Below are 15,256 nucleotides of genomic sequence, written 5' to 3'. Positions count from 1 at the left end.
TATGAGTTTTTAAAGAAAAATTCTACATTTGTAAATGTTTCTATAAAAAATAACAAATATGGGTCAGACTCTATTGACGAATATACAGAAAGGCGTTAAAAGTGCATTGGTGAAGCAACGTATCATTACGCACTTGATTTATGCGGGTAGCACTACAATTACAGATTTGTCCAAGTCGATGGGACTAAGTGTTCCTACCGTGACAAAATTTGTAGATGAAATGTGCAAGGAAGGATATGTGAACGATTGTGGAAAACTGGAAACCAGTGGAGGACGCCATCCAAGTTTGTATGGCTTGAATGCGGATTCTGCCTATTTTATAGGAGTCGCTCTGGCTGTACAGTCATTAAGTCTGGGGGCTATCAACTTTAAGGGAGAAGAACTTCAGACCAAAATGGAAATACCATTTAAGCTGGAAAATACACCGGAATGTTTGGAGCGTATCTGTCAGGAGATAGAAACGTTTATCGATGAGCTTCCGTGTGATAAATCAAAGATTTTGAATATCTGTATTGGTATGACCGGAAGAGTAAATCCGGAAACAGGTTGCAGCTACACGCATCTGACTTATGGTGACAAACCTTTGGCTGAGATGTTCACAGAAAGAATGGGTATTAATGTATGTATTGATAACGATAGCCGTGCAATGGCTTACGGAGAATACATCATGCGTTCAGAAAAATGTCCGAAGAACCTGATTTATGTGAATGTAAACTGGGGGCTGGGGCTTGCTATCATTATAGATGGTAAGTTGTATTCTGGTATGTCTGGCTTTGCCGGAGAATTTGGTCATAATTACGGATATGACAATCAGCAGATTTGTTATTGCGGTAAAAAAGGATGTATTGAAACGGAAGTGTCTTGCTCTGCTTTGTATCGTAAGTTTATTGCGCGTCTGCGTCAGGGAGAGAACTCTGTATTGTTGAAAGAAAAGACAATCGATGAGATTACATTGGCTGATATTATTTCTGCTGTTCGTCGTGAAGATGTGCTGGCGATTGAATTGGTGGAAGAAATCGGTGCAAAGCTGGGACGCCATATTGGTGACCTGATTAATGTGTTCAATCCGGAACAGGTAATTATTGGAGGAGAATTCTCGAAGGTGGGAGAGTATTTGTTGCCACCGGTTATTTCTGCAGTTCGTAAGTATACGTTGAACTTGATGTATAAAGACTCAGATATTGTGTTGTCTGAACTGAAAGAAAAGGCAAATGTTATAGGCTCTTCTCTATTGTCAAGAAGCAAGCTGTTTGCTTTGGAATAAGTAATTATTTGGCATAAAAAATCCACGGGAAACTGAAATGTTAGTTTTAGTTTTCCGTGGATTTTTCTTTATAGAGATACTTCTTGTAAACTTTGGCGGCAAGTTTCCCAATTCTCATTAAACGCAGACATGGACGGAAACAAGATGTTGGCACCTTCTTGCAGAAGTACGTTGTCTGGAAGCGGGCCGGTGTTCAATGCGATGGTGAAGATTCCGGCAGCTACTCCCGCTCTGACCCCTAACGGCGCATTTTCAATGACTACTGCTTCGTTGGCTTGTATGCCGGCTTTCTGCAAAGCCATCAGGTAAGGTTCGGGATTGGGTTTTCCGTATTTTACATCGAAAGCAGTCACCATCAGTTCCCGCTGGAAAATGCCTGGGAAATAATGGTTCAGTTTGTCTAATAAGGAAAGTTGTCCGGAACCGGTAACCACCATTGGAGTCAGTCCGGCTTCTTTTATTTTCTTCAGCACCTCGAAAGCACCGGGCATAGGGTCGGCTTTGGGCAACTGATTGAATATATCACTCTTTGTCTGATAGATTCGTTTGATTTCTTCTTCATCGGCCTCATAGCCTCTTTCTCTTTGACTGACGATGTTGATGGTTGCCGCACCGGTACGTCCTTCGTGGAGGTAGGCTTCCTCTTTGCTAAGGCTCATTCCGTATTGCTTCATTGCCTCATGCCAAGCGGTGGCATGGTTCTTCATGGAGTCGAACAATACTCCGTCCATATCGAACAATACGGCCTTTAAATTAATGCGTGTATAATGATGGGTGGTAAGATATTGGTTGATTTCTTGTTGGAACATGATGATATGGTTTATAATATTCAGGCACGCATTACATGAATGCACTTTCCTTGTAGAAGAAAGAGTGCTTTTCATGTAATTCGTGCCTGTCAGTCAAAAAACGGAGTGATAAACTCTCGTTTATTTATTTTTTCAGACGAGCCTGGATTGCTTCAGATTCTTTTTCGTATCCCGGCTTGTTCAGAAGAGCAAACATGTTTTTCTTGTAAGCTTCTACACCCGGCTGGTTGAACGGATTTACTTCGAGCAGGTATCCGCTGATTCCGCAAGCCTTTTCGAAGAAATAGATAAGCTGTCCCAGGTAGTATTCGTTCAGTGAAGGAACGCTTACACGCAGGTTAGGAACTCCACCGTCTACGTGTGCAAGCTGTGTACCGAGTTCGGCCATCTTGTTTACTTCATCGATGCGTTTGCCTGCCAGGAAGTTCAGACCATCCAGATTTTCTTCATCGCTCGGGAAGTGAAGTTCATGGCTTGGAGTTTCTACAGAAACTACTGTTTCGAAGATGCTGCGTTCCCCCTGCTGAATCCACTGTCCCATAGAGTGCAGGTCAGTAGAGAAGTCTACAGAACTCGGATAGATACCTTTCAGGTCTTTACCTTCGGATTCACCATACAGCTGTTTCCACCATTCCATGAAGTAGTGAAGTTTCGGCTGGAAGTTTACTAAGATTTCAATTTTCTTTCCGCTCTGATACAGTTCGTTACGAGTAGCAGCATACAAAGCAGCCGGGTTTTCGTACATGTTTTCGTTGGCACAAACCTTTTCCATTTCGCAAGCACCGGCAACCAGCTGGTCAATGTCGATTCCAGCTACTGCAATAGGAAGCAAGCCTACCGGAGTCAATACAGAGAAACGTCCGCCTACATTGTCAGGAATGATAAATGATTTGTAACCTTCCTTGTCGGCTGTTGTACGTGCTGCACCTTTCTTTGCATCTGTAACAGCTACGATAACCTTGCGAGCCATTTCTTTACCTCTTTGGTCTTCGCACTGCTTTTTCAGCAAACGGAAAGCAAGAGCAGTTTCTGTAGTTGTTCCAGATTTAGATATGTTGATTACACCAAATTTTTTGTCTTTCAGGAATTCAGTCAGTTCGAACAAGTAGTCTTCGCTGATGTTGTGTCCGGCAAAAATAATTGTAGGCTGTCCGGCTTTTTTCTCCTGCAACCAAGCAAAGCTGTTTGACATCGCTTCAATGACCGCACGTGCGCCCAAATAACTTCCTCCGATACCAGCTACGATTACTACGTCGCAGTTTTCGCGAAGTGTCTGTGCAGTAGCTTTCAGGTCATTCAAGTGTTCCTTTGTGATGGAAGAAGGTAAATGCAACCAACCCAAGAAGTCGTTTCCTAAGCCTGTGCCTTTTTCCAGCGTTTCCATACAAGCTTTTACCTTTGGTTCATAAGAAGCCAATTTTTCCTTAGATATAAAATCTAAAGTCTTTTCAATGTTCAGTTTAATGTTTTCCATAACTGTTTTCTGATTTTATCTAAATGAGTCAGTTAATAATTTGATTTCTATCATTGGTGATATACGTTCGTAAAGAATATTATAGACGGCATCCACAATGGGCATATTGACATGCAGGTGCTTGTTCAGCTCCTTGATACATTTGGTGCCATAATACCCTTCGGCAATCATTTCCATTTCAATCTGTGCGCTTTTTACGGAATATCCCTTACCAATCATGGTACCGAACACGCGGTTACGGCTGAAATTGGAATAAGAAGTCACGAGGAGGTCGCCCAGGTAGGCAGAATCGTTTGTACAACGGTTTACGGGATGTACGGTATCTAAGAACCGGTTCATTTCCTGTAAGGCATTGGATACCAGTACGGCCTGGAAATTGTCTCCATATTTCAGACCGCTGCAGATTCCGGCTGCAATGGCATATACATTCTTCAGTACGGAAGCATATTCAATGCCGGCTACGTCCGTATTGACCGAAGTCTTGATGTAGTGACCGGCCAGTTGCCGTGCGAACATCTTGGCTTTTTCAATGTCTTTGCATCCTACGGTGAGGTAAGAAAGCCGTTCCAATGCCACTTCTTCCGCATGACAGGGACCTGCCAGTACGGCTATGTTGTTTTCTGGAACGTCATAAATCTTGTGGAAATAATCGGATACGATAAGGTTTTCGTCGGGTACGATACCCTTGATAGCAGTAACGATGAATTTATCCTTCAGTTTGGTTTTTAGCTTTTTGAGGTGACTTTTCAGATACGGTGAGGGGGTGACAAAAATCAGTGTGTCTGACTCTCTCACTACCTTGTTGATGTCTGATGAAAAGTTGATGCATTTTATGTCGAAACGCACACTTGTCAGATAGGCTGGATTGTGACCCAGACGCTTGAATTCTTCAATTCGGTCGTCACGGCGCATGTACCAGTTTATGGATTCAGCCTGGGTTAAAATGATTTTAGCTATAGCGGTGGCCCAGCTGCCTCCCCCCATAATCGCTATTTTCCCGGGTAATTTCATACTCTTATATTTAATGAAAAACAGATATGAAGGACAAGGAATATTCTTTGTCCTTCATACACTTTCATTCATTTATTTAATCTTTTCTATCCAGCCAGCAACTTCGTCTACTGTGGGGTTGGCAAGTTCCAGTTTGTATTTCTTGTTGATGCCACAAATGTCCTGATGAAGTTTCTGCGGATTCACTTCCTTCATATCAGTCACAAGATTATATCCGGCTTTCTGAATTACCGGAACCCACTCTTCTGTGATTCCTAATTCCATGAATTTAGCAGGTGCATCTTTCGGGATTACTTTTTCTGGACGCATCTGCGGGAAGAATAACACTTCCTGAATAGTGCTTTGGCCAGTCATCAGCATCACCAGACGGTCCATACCGATACCCATACCCGAAGTAGGAGGCATACCGTATTCCAATGCGCGAACGAAGTCCTTGTCGATAATCATCGCTTCATCGTCTCCTTTTTCGCTCAGTCTCATCTGCTCTTCGAAGCGTTCCAGCTGGTCAATCGGGTCATTCAATTCAGAGTAAGCATTACACAGTTCTTTACCGTTCACCATCAGCTCAAAACGTTCTGTCAGATCCGGATTGCTGCGGTGTTTTTTTGTCAGCGGAGACATTTCGATAGGATAGTCAGTGATGAAAGTCGGCTGAATGTAGTTGCCTTCGCAGAATTCGCCGAAGATTTCGTCAATCAGCTTGCCCTTACCCATGGTGTCATCAATTTCCATGTTAAGTTTCTTGCAAACTTCACGAATCTGCTCTTCGTTCATACCAGTCAGGTCATAGCCCGTGAATTCCTTGATAGAATCCAGCATGGTTACACGTTTGAACGGAGCTTTGAAGCTGATTACGTTGTCGCCTACCTGTACTTCTGTAGTACCGTTTACATCCAGACAGATTTTTTCAATCATGTTTTCTGTAAACTTCATCATCCAGTTGTAATCCTTGTAAGCTACGTAGATTTCCATACAGGTAAATTCCGGATTGTGTGTGCGGTCCATACCTTCGTTACGGAAGTTCTTACCGATTTCATACACACCTTCGAAACCACCCACAATCAGTCTCTTCAGGTACAACTCACTGGCAATACGCATGTACAATGGAATATCCAACGCATTGTGGTGAGTGATAAACGGACGTGCTGCAGCACCTCCGGCAATTGACTGAAGAATCGGAGTTTCTACTTCGATATATCCTTTGGAGTTGAAATACTCTCTCATAGAGTTGTAGACCTTGTTCCGTTTCAGGAAGATTTCTTTTACTCCGTCGTTTACTACCAGGTCTACATAGCGCTGACGGTAACGGAGTTCAGGGTCTTCAAACTTATCGTAAGCTACTCCGTCTTTGTATTTTACAATCGGGAGCGGACGAATTGATTTCGACAATACTGTCAGTTTTTGTGCATGGATAGAGATTTCGCCCATCTGGGTGCGGAATACAAAACCTTCGATTCCTACAAAATCACCTAAATCCAGCAAACGTTTGAAAACTACATTATATAAATCTTTGTTTTCATCCGGACAGATATCATCGCGGGTTATATATACTTGTATACGGCCTTTAGAATCCTGTAATTCAATGAAAGACGCTTTTCCCATTACACGACGAGACATGATACGTCCTGCAACGGATACTTTGCGAGGTTCAGCATCATCTTTGAATTCGGCTTTTATGTCAGTCGAAAAAGCGTTGGTTACATACTCGGCAGCAGGGTATGGTTCAATCCCCATTGCTCTCAACTCATTCAGGCTGTTGCGTCTGATTATTTCCTGTTCGCTTAATTCTAATACGTTCATTTGTTAGTATATTAACTCATTCTGGGCACAAAAATAAAAAACATTTTGCAAATAATCCCTATTTATAAGGTTCTTTTAGGATAAAAAGCCACGACTATTTCATGAAAAACAGACAGCAGGCTGGGGTTTTATCATCATGTTCTTGACGTTTTTACCTCGACACGTACGTGACGAGGTCTTGACACGTTCGTGCGGATGTCTCGTCACGTTCGAGTCGAGATCTTGACAGCAACGTGTCGAGGTATTTTTGTATAAGCGTTTGCAAAAATATACAAATACGTATGCCTTTGAAGTATTTTGATGCTAATTTTTGGTTTCTATGATTAATTTGTTACCTTTGGGCGTTTCTAATGAATGAAAAGCATGAAAGTTATTTTACTACAGACAGATATTTGTTGGGCCGATCCTGCAACCAATGTGGCTTACATGGATAAACTCATCAGTGCCCACGCACAAGATACAGACTTGTTTGTTCTTCCGGAAATGTTTTCCACCGGATTTTGTACTTCGCCGGAAGGTATTGCTGAATCATCTGATAGTGCTACCCTTCAGTGGATGAAGCAAAAAGCTGCCGAACGTAATTGTGCCATTGCCGGAAGTGTTTCAGTCGAGGAAAATGGAAAGTTCTATAACCGCTTCTACTTTGTGCATCCTGACGGAAACGTGCAGTGGTACAATAAAAAGCATCTGTTTACGTATGGAGGGGAAGACAAACACTATACAGCCGGACAGGAACGGGTGGTTGTGAACTTCCGTGGCGTTCGTTTCCTGCTGGAGGTCTGCTATGACCTGCGTTTCCCGGTATGGTCACGTAACCGGGGTGATTATGATGCGGCGATTTATGTAGCCAGCTGGCCTTCGCCCAGAGTGGAAGCCTGGAAAGCTTTGTTGCGTGCCCGTGCCATCGAGAACCAGTGCTATGTACTCGGGGTAAACCGGGTAGGAAAAGATCCTTATTGCGAATATAGTGGTGGAACGGCGGGCATTGACCCGTATGGCAAAACACTTTCTGCTTGTGCGGATGGGGAAGAAGGCTTTGCAGAAGTTGTGATTGATATGGAGGAACTGCAGTCGTTCCGGAAAAAATTTCCGGTATTGAACGATGCCGACTCTTTTACACTGAATTAATTTCTATATTATATGAAAAATAAACGCTTATTGTTGGGCGACCAGGCCATTGCGCTGGGAGCCATTCACGCGGGGATTTCGGGAGTGTATGCTTATCCGGGAACTCCCTCTACTGAAATTACGGAATATATTCAAAACTCTCCGATAGCAAAAGAACGTGGTTTGCACAGCAGCTGGTGCACCAATGAAAAAACAGCTATGGAAGCTGCCTTGGGTGTTTCTTATGTAGGGAAACGTGCCTTGGTCTGCATGAAACACGTGGGAATGAACGTCTGTGCCGATGCGTTTGTCAATTCTGCCATTACAGGCGTGAACGGAGGGGTAGTGGTACTGGCTGCTGATGACCCGTCCATGCACTCTTCTCAGAATGAGCAGGATTCCCGTTTTTACGGCAAGTTTGCCCTGATTCCGATGCTGGAACCGTCTTCCCAGCAGGAAGCTTACGACATGATGTCGTATGCATACGAACTTTCGGAACAAATGCGTACGCCGGTACTGATGCGCATTACTACCCGCATGGCACACTCTCGTGCGGCAGTCGAAGTGCAGGAATCAGGAAAGGAAGTGACTTGCACGGGGCGTGCGTCGGTTCCTTCTGATTGGGTACTTTTACCCGGTAATGCCCGCCGCCGGTATGTGGAAGCCATCGCTACTCAGGAAAAGTTACGCGATGAGGCTGAACAGTCTGCATTTAATCGGTTGGCAAGCCAAGAAGGTATAGCTGAGAAAGGAATCGTGGCTTGTGGAATTGGCTACAACTACGTGATGGAAACCTATCCGGATGGATGTCCGTATCCTTTGCTGAAGATTTCACAGTATCCTTTACCGGTGGAAACCTTGACCCGTCTGGCCGACTCTTGCAAAGAGATTCTGGTAGTAGAAGACGGACAGCCTTTTGTTGAAGAACAGCTGAAAGGTATTCTTCCTTCTAAATATGTGGTGAAAGGTCGTTTAAGTGGTGAATTGCCCCGTACGGGAGAATTGACGCCGGATAATGTGCGTCAGGCTTTGGGACTTTCTTGCGAACCGGTTTATGCTGCCGCTCAGAATGTAGTTCCCCGTCCTCCTGCTTTGTGTAAGGGGTGCGGACATCGTGATGTATACGATGCACTGAATAAAGTAGCTGCCGAATATCCGGATGCCAAGATTTTCGGTGACATCGGTTGCTATACACTGGGCGCACTTCCTCCGTTCCGTACGTTGAGCAGTTGCGTGGATATGGGAGCTTCCATTACCATGGCCAAGGGGGCTGCGGATGCAGGCTTGTTCCCGTCTATTGCAGTGATTGGCGACTCCACATTTACTCACTCTGGAATGACCGGTCTGCTGGATGCCGTGAATGACAAGTCCAATATCACGGTGGTTATTTCTGATAATTTGACTACTGCCATGACCGGAGGACAGGATTCAGCCGGAACCAATAAGTTCGAAGCCATTTGTCTGGGCTTGGGAGTAGAACCGGAACATGTGCGGGTTGTAGTGCCGCTTCCTAAGAACATGGAAGAAATTACCCGTGTTATTCGTGAGGAAATAGAATACAACGGTGTATCTGTCATTATTCCGCGCAGGGAATGTATGCAGACTTTGAACCGGAAACTGAAACAGCAAAAAGCACAGAAACAATGAAAACAGATATTATACTTTCAGGAGTCGGCGGACAGGGAATCTTGTCCATCGCTACGATTATCGGAGAAGCAGCTCTTCATTTAGGGTTGAACTTGAAACAAGCCGAAGTACACGGAATGAGCCAGCGTGGAGGAGATGTACAGTCTAACCTTCGCCTGTCGGATGCCCCGATTGCTTCCGACCTGATTGCCTTGGGAACGGCTGATATGATTATCTCACTGGAGCCGATGGAAGCTTTGCGCTACCTGCCGTATCTGTCAAAAGACGGATGGATTATCACTTCGGCTGCTCCTTTCAAAAACATTCCGAACTATCCGGACGAAGAAAAGCTGATGCAGGAATTGAAGTCACAGCCTCATGTAGTCGTGCTGGATGTGGAAAATCTGGCGAAAGAAAATCACATGCCCAAATCGGCCAATGTCATTCTGTTAGGGGCTGCCGCTCCTTTCCTGAAAATCCTGGATGCAGAAGTCTTGCGCGAAAGTGTAGGCCGTATTTTTGCGTCAAAAGGCGAAGAAGTGGTGCAGATGAACTATCGTGCCTTCGATATAGGTCATGAATATGTCAAACAGTTGAAATTCTGAGAGCCTATGAGTCGCGTGTTTAGTGAAGAGCTGGTAAATTCCGTAGCGAAGGAAATGAAAGTGGCCGACTTGGCCAATGCAACCATAGGGGATGTGTTGCTGGTAGCTTCCCGCTTGGAAGAACTGACAGGTATTCCTTTTATCCGGATGGACCAGGGATCTCCCGGTCTTCCGGCCAATAAAATAGGTATTGAGGCAGAGAAGAAAGCTCTCGATAGAGGAGTCGGTTCGCAATATCCGGCAGCTGCCGGAGTCGTAGAACTGAAACAGGCTGCTTCACGTTTCGTGAAAGCCTTTATCGATATTGATATTTCTCCGCGGGCATGTCTGCCCACTACCGGTTCTGTGGCAGCTTCTTTCGGTGCCTTTATCGCCTGTACCCAACGAATTCCGGGAAAGAACAAGGTCTTGTTTATCGACCCAGGTTTCCCGATACAAAAATCTCAGTTGCGCATTTTAGGCATTGAGTGGGAGTTGTTCGACATTCATGATTTCCGTGGCGAACCGCTGCGTGCCAAACTGGAAAGTTTTCTGTCAAAAGGAGATATTGCCGCTGTAGTATATTCTAACCCTAATAATCCGGCATGGATTTGTCTGGAAGAAAGTGAATTGAAGATTATTGGAGAGCTGGCTACGAAGTACGATGTAATTGTGCTGGAAGACCAGGCTTATTTCTGCATGGACTTCCGTCATGCGTTCGGCCGTCCTTACCAGCCACCTTTTGTACCTACGGTTGCACGTTATACCGATAATTATATTCTGATGTTGTCGGCGTCCAAGATTTTCAGCTATGCCGGCCAGCGTATAGCTTTAGCCTGCGTGTCCGATAAATTGTTTGATACGCAGTATCCGGCCCTGGCAGCCCGTTATGAAGATTCAGGCGTATTCGGACCGACTTTCATCGCTTCTATCATGTACATGATTACCTCCGGTTGTACGGCTACTACTCAGTATGCCATGGCCGAGATGTTGGAGAAATCCATTTCAGGAGAAATCAACTTCGTAGAAGATGTACGCGAGTATGAACGTCGGGCACGCCGGATGAAGCAGATTTTTACTGACCACGGTTTCTCGATTGTGTATGATAAGGATGTCACTCAGCAGGTGGGCGATGGTTTCTTCTTCACTTTGGGATACCCCGGACTGACAGGAGGCGAATTGCTGCGTGAATTGATGATGTATGGCGTGAGCAGTATTTCCTTGTCTACCACTGGAAGTGAACAGCAAGGAGTGAGAGCCTGTACGTCGCGCATGCGTGAAGAACTTTATCCGGTGCTGGAGGAACGTATGAAAGCGTTTCAGGAAGACCATCCGCTGAAATAAGAAATCACAAAACTACTACTGAAATAAAGAAAAACACAGCTTATGATTTGGAATCCGAACAAAGAATGTATGCCGCGTGAACAGATGCGCGAGCTGCAAGGAAAACGCTTATGCAAACTGGTGCAGTATGTGTACCATAATGTACCTTTCTATCGTCATAAAATGCAGGAAATGGACCTGACTCCAGATGATATCCGGAGCATAGACGATATTACCAAACTGCCTTTTACTACCAAACAGGATTTACGTGACAATTATCCTTACGGACTGATGGCGGCTCCTCCTTCAGAGGTGGTGCGTGTACATGCTTCTTCCGGTACAACGGGTAATCCTACGATTGTGGGCTATACACGTCGCGACTTGTCCATCTGGTCGGAAGTGATGTCACGCTGTCTGTCGGCATACGGGGTGACCCGTGACGATACTTTCTCCGTAAGCTATGGCTATGGATTGTTTACCGGAGGATTGGGCGCACATTATGGAGTAGAGAACTTAGGAGCTACCGTAATTCCGGCTTCTACAGGAAATACGGAAAAGCATGTACGTTTGATTCGCGATTTACACATTACGGGTATTGCCTGTACCCCTTCGTATGCCTTGTATCTGGCAGAGGTGGTAGAAAAGATGGGTATCCGGAAAGAGGAATTAGGACTGCGTATCGGTGCGTTCGGAGCTGAGCCTTGGACCGAAAACATGCGTCAGGAAATACAGAACCGTTTGGGCTTGAAAGGATACAATATTTATGGGTTAAGTGAGATTATGGGTCCGGGTGTATCTTACGAATGTCAGGAGCAATATGGCTCTCACATCAACGAAGACCATTTCTATCCGGAAATTATCGATCCGGTTACCCTGGAATCTCTTCCATACGGCACACAGGGAGAACTGGTATTTACCACATTGACCAAAGAGGGCATGCCGTTGTTGCGTTACCGTACGAAGGACCTGACTTCGCTGATTGCCGATGCGTGTCCGTGCGGTCGTACCAGTGTGCGTATGACGCCGATTATGGGCCGAAGCGATGATATGCTGATTATCCGTGGTATCAATGTCTTCCCGTCCCAGGTAGAAAGTGTTATTCTGGGTATGAAAGAGTTCGAACCGCAATATATGCTGGTGGTAGACCGCAAGAACAATCTGGATACCCTGGAAGTACAGGTGGAAGTGCGTCGTGATTTCTTCAGTGATGACATCGGTTCCATGCTGAAACTGAAGAAAACACTGTCCGACCGCTTGAAGAGTGTATTGTCCATCAGTGCCGACGTGAAATTGGTAGAACCGAACAGCATTACCCGCAGCGAAGGGAAGTCCAAGCGTGTGATAGATAAACGAGTATTGGTATAACTAAAGCAAAAAGAACTATGATAATTAAGCAATTGTCTGTTTTCTTGGAAAACAAGACCGGAAGAATCAATGATGTAGTGCATACTTTGGGAGCAAACGGTATCAATATGCACGCTTTTAGTATGGCCGAAACAGCAGATTTTGGTATTCTGCGACTGATTGTGTCTGATGTGGACAAGGCGGTAGAAGTATTGCGTGAAAAGAATTTTGCCGTGATGTCGACCGATGTGGTTTGTCTTTCGTGTGCCAATGTGCCCGGCTCGTTGGCTGTGGTATTGGAATACTTGGCCGAAGAGCAGATTTTCATTGAGTATATGTATGCGTTTGCACAAGCCGATCAGGCTCATGTGGTTATCAAGCCGAATGACATGTCACAGTGTCTGAAAGTGCTTGAGGCACATCATTGTCATGTGTTGGCAAAAGAAGAATTGTAAATTCTATATGCAAATTCCCCCGTCACGGTTTTAGGTTGGCGGGGGAATTTTTATTGTTAGAATAAGCTCCATGAAACGGTCAGACCTGCCATGACGATGGCTACCATGCTCATCAGTTTAATCAGGATGTTCAGGCTGGGACCGGAGGTATCTTTAAACGGGTCACCTACCGTATCGCCTACGACTGTGGCCCGGTGTACTTCACTGCCTTTCCCGCCAAAGTTTCCTTCTTCCACGTATTTCTTGGCATTGTCCCAGGCACCTCCGGAATTGGCCATGAAAATCGCTAAAATGAAACCTGAGGAAAGTCCTCCTATCAGCAGACCGATGACGCCCGGCACACCAAACAGCAGACCTGTCACAATGGGGGCGATGATGGCCAGCAGTGACGGGAATACCATTTCTTTTTGTGCACCAAGAGTGGAAATCTGTACACAGCGTGCGTAGTCAGGTTCAGTCTTTCCTTCCAGAATACCTTTGATTTCACGGAACTGCCGGCGTACTTCCTCTACCATGTGGGCAGCTGCTCTTCCTACAGCATTCATGGTCAGTCCGCAGAACAGAAAGGCCATCATGCTACCGATAAACATTCCTGAAAGTACCTTGGGATTCATAAGCGTGACATCGTAGAACATCATGAAGTCCGTGAATCCGGCTTCCCGAATCATTACTTCCAGTCCGTTGGGAAGTTCCAGTACGGTGGTACCGATACGTTCCAGGCCGATGCGTATTTCTTCAATATAAGAAGCCAGTAGTGCCAGTCCGGTCAGGGCGGCAGAACCGATGGCGAAACCTTTACCCGTAGCGGCTGTGGTATTGCCCAGTGAATCCAGTGCATCTGTGCGTTTGCGGACTTCTGCTCCCAAACCACTCATTTCCGCATTACCACCTGCATTGTCGGCAATCGGTCCGTAGGCATCCGTGGCTAATGTGATGCCTAAAGTGGACAGCATACCCACGGCAGCGATACCGATGCCATAAAGTCCCATGCTGATGTTGGTGAAATCGAAACCAGAGGCCAGCCAGTAGGACAGGATGATGCCGGCTACAACTGCAATGACCGGAATCGTAGTGGATACCATTCCTAATCCGATGCCCGAAATGATGACGGTTGCCGGACCTGTTTTTCCGCTTTCCGCCAGTTTTTGAGTGGGCTTGTAGGATTGGGAAGTGTAGAATTCAGTAGATTGTCCGATGACGATGCCTACAATCAGTCCGATGACTACAGCCAGTGAAATATACAGCCAGTTATCAATTTGCAGTACCCAAAGAATGCTAAAGGTGGCGATGACAATCAATCCCGCACTGAGGTTGGTGCCTGTAGACAAAGCCTTGAGCAATTCTCTCATTCCTGCATTTTCTTTGGTGCGCACGGCAAAAATGCCGATGATGGACAAGATAATACCTACGGCTGCAATCAGCATCGGGGCGATGACGGCTTTAAACTGCATGGCGGTATCTCCCGTGCCGATATAGGCAGCTGCTCCCAGGGCAGCGGTAGCCAGAATCGAACCGCAGTAGGATTCGTAGAGGTCGGCTCCCATTCCGGCCACATCACCTACGTTATCGCCTACATTGTCGGCAATCGTAGCCGGGTTGCGTGGGTCGTCTTCCGGAATGCCCGCTTCTACTTTTCCCACCAGGTCAGCTCCCACATCGGCCGCCTTGGTATAAATACCTCCTCCTACACGGGCAAACAAAGCCTGGGTGGAGGCGCCCATTCCAAAAGTCAGCATCGTGGTGGTGATGACACACAACTTGGCAGTGGGGTTCAGTGCATCTTCCGAAATGCAGAAATCCAACAGCAGGTACCAGAAAGAAATATCAAACAATCCCAGTCCTACGACCACAAGTCCCATAACCGCTCCACTGCGAAATGCCACCTTTAATCCTTTGTTCAGAGAGTTGCGTGCGGCATTTGCCGTACGTGCAGAGGCATACGTAGCGGTTTTCATGCCTAAATAACCTGACAGACCGGAGAAAAAGCCTCCTGTGAGGAATGCTACGGGTACCCACGGATTTTGCAAGTTGAACCCATAGGCCATGATGGCAAACAAGGCAGCCAGTCCGATAAATACAAGGGTAACTATTTTATATTGCTGTTTCAGGTAAGACATGGCTCCTTTCCGGACATACGATGCAATGCGTGCCATGGTGGGGGTACCTTCGCTTTCCTGCTTCATTTGCCGGTAGAAGTATCCGGCAAGTGCCAATGCCAGCAGCGATGCCGCCGGGACCAGCCAGAATAGATATGTTTCCATAATACAGTTGAATAAGAGTTTCTCCAAACTTACAAAAAATCCCGAAGAAAACGAATAAAATGCGGGAGATTCTACTGGCAGAAAAGGCGGATAATTGGGCTTTTATGTGATGGCTCTGTTTTTTTCTAAGTTCGGTAAGTTTATTCGGAAACTTTTCAAGGTTTTTTTATGTTTCCCGTCGCGGAACCGTATGTTTTC

12 protein-coding genes are annotated in these 15,256 nt (G+C 45.7%); 7 read left to right on the top strand and 5 right to left on the bottom strand.

Annotation, left to right across the window (positions count from 1 at the left end):
* Window positions 1-58: 58 nt before the first annotated feature.
* Complete coding sequence (locus WKT20_RS03025) at window positions 59-1,264, top strand: ROK family transcriptional regulator (RefSeq protein ID WP_117702235.1); 1,206 nt, start codon at window positions 59-61, stop codon at window positions 1,262-1,264.
* A gap of 68 nt (window positions 1,265-1,332) precedes the next feature.
* Here WKT20_RS03025 and WKT20_RS03020 read toward each other — a convergent pair whose 3' ends face one another.
* The 4 genes from WKT20_RS03020 to lysS all read right to left on the bottom strand — a co-directional run bounded on the left by WKT20_RS03020 (window position 1,333) and on the right by lysS (window position 6,358).
* Entirely contained in the window at window positions 1,333-2,073 is a 741-nt protein-coding gene (locus WKT20_RS03020) for an HAD-IA family hydrolase (RefSeq protein WP_117702259.1), read from the bottom strand.
* Window positions 2,074-2,197: 124 nt separating this feature from the next.
* The gene (locus tag WKT20_RS03015; RefSeq protein ID WP_117702234.1) at window positions 2,198-3,547 is read right to left on the bottom strand and encodes a glucose-6-phosphate isomerase; all 1,350 of its coding nucleotides are present in this window, start codon (window positions 3,545-3,547) and stop codon (window positions 2,198-2,200) included.
* Window positions 3,548-3,562: 15 nt separating this feature from the next.
* A complete protein-coding gene (locus WKT20_RS03010; protein WP_117702233.1) occupies window positions 3,563-4,558 on the bottom strand; it encodes an NAD(P)H-dependent glycerol-3-phosphate dehydrogenase in 996 nt (331 codons plus the stop codon).
* A 72-nt stretch (window positions 4,559-4,630) separates the two neighbouring features.
* A complete protein-coding gene (gene lysS / locus WKT20_RS03005; RefSeq protein WP_118163778.1) occupies window positions 4,631-6,358 on the bottom strand; it encodes a lysine--tRNA ligase in 1,728 nt (575 codons plus the stop codon).
* 363 nt (window positions 6,359-6,721) lie between these two features.
* On the opposite strand from lysS, the gene WKT20_RS03000 reads away from it, so the two are divergent.
* From WKT20_RS03000 to WKT20_RS02975, 6 genes are read left to right on the top strand one after another with little or no spacing between them, the layout of a single operon-like run.
* Window positions 6,722-7,486, top strand: a complete 765-nt coding sequence (locus WKT20_RS03000) for an amidohydrolase (protein WP_118163845.1) — start codon at window positions 6,722-6,724, stop codon at window positions 7,484-7,486.
* A gap of 12 nt (window positions 7,487-7,498) precedes the next feature.
* Window positions 7,499-9,112, top strand: a complete 1,614-nt coding sequence (locus WKT20_RS02995; protein ID WP_117702231.1) for a thiamine pyrophosphate-dependent enzyme — start codon at window positions 7,499-7,501, stop codon at window positions 9,110-9,112.
* Complete coding sequence (locus WKT20_RS02990; protein WP_117670697.1) at window positions 9,109-9,696, top strand: indolepyruvate oxidoreductase subunit beta; 588 nt, start codon at window positions 9,109-9,111, stop codon at window positions 9,694-9,696. Before WKT20_RS02995 ends, WKT20_RS02990 begins: the two co-directional genes overlap by 4 nt.
* A 6-nt stretch (window positions 9,697-9,702) precedes the next feature.
* Window positions 9,703-11,019, top strand: coding sequence for an aminotransferase class I/II-fold pyridoxal phosphate-dependent enzyme (locus WKT20_RS02985; RefSeq protein WP_117702230.1), 1,317 nt, complete (start codon window positions 9,703-9,705; stop codon window positions 11,017-11,019).
* Window positions 11,020-11,061: 42 nt separating this feature from the next.
* Complete coding sequence (locus WKT20_RS02980) at window positions 11,062-12,363, top strand: phenylacetate--CoA ligase family protein (RefSeq protein ID WP_117702229.1); 1,302 nt, start codon at window positions 11,062-11,064, stop codon at window positions 12,361-12,363.
* Between the two features lie 17 nt (window positions 12,364-12,380).
* Window positions 12,381-12,797 carry an amino acid-binding protein gene (locus WKT20_RS02975; RefSeq protein ID WP_117670703.1) on the top strand — a complete coding sequence of 139 codons (417 nt, stop codon included), beginning with the start codon at window positions 12,381-12,383 and terminating at the stop codon, window positions 12,795-12,797.
* Between the two features lie 56 nt (window positions 12,798-12,853).
* Here WKT20_RS02975 and WKT20_RS02970 read toward each other — a convergent pair whose 3' ends face one another.
* Window positions 12,854-15,058: a sodium-translocating pyrophosphatase gene (locus tag WKT20_RS02970; RefSeq protein ID WP_118242683.1), complete on the bottom strand. Its 2,205-nt coding sequence runs from the start codon at window positions 15,056-15,058 to the stop codon at window positions 12,854-12,856.
* Between the last annotated feature and the right edge of the window lie 198 nt (window positions 15,059-15,256).

This window comes from Phocaeicola sp. ICN-14070 (assembly GCF_037892625.1).
Classification (GTDB): Bacteria; Bacteroidota; Bacteroidia; order Bacteroidales; family Bacteroidaceae; genus Phocaeicola; species Phocaeicola plebeius.
The sequence above is the reverse complement of the archived record's forward strand: the minus strand, read 5'-3'. Positions and strand labels throughout refer to the sequence as shown.